The sequence below is a fragment of the Penaeicola halotolerans genome, assembly GCF_016464625.1.
Classification (GTDB): domain Bacteria; phylum Bacteroidota; class Bacteroidia; order Cytophagales; family Cyclobacteriaceae; genus Penaeicola; species Penaeicola halotolerans.
Genome location: NZ_JAEAGO010000239.1, coordinates 1 through 233 on the forward strand (window position 1 = coordinate 1; position 233 = coordinate 233).

Sequence of the window (233 nt, forward strand, 5' to 3'; positions counted from 1 at the left end):
CTTAAAAAGGCTTTTCCATGAAAAATCAACAGAAAGCAAACTAGGATTGTCTGGAAAATCACTCGCATCTCTAAAGTACAAACTCTCCGTGCCTCCATTTACCCATCTTTGGAAATTGTCTGACAAAGCAATCCGCTCAATCTCAGCTGGTGAATATCCAGTGGCATAAAGTGCTCCCACTACACCCCCCATAGAAGGTCCTACGATATAATCGACAGGGATATCATGTTCCT

Annotated in this window: 1 pseudogene; it reads right to left on the reverse strand. The window is 42.5% G+C overall.

The window, feature by feature from the left end:
* A pseudogene (locus I5349_RS14125) lies at positions 1 to 233 on the reverse strand (hypothetical protein); the annotation flags it as partial.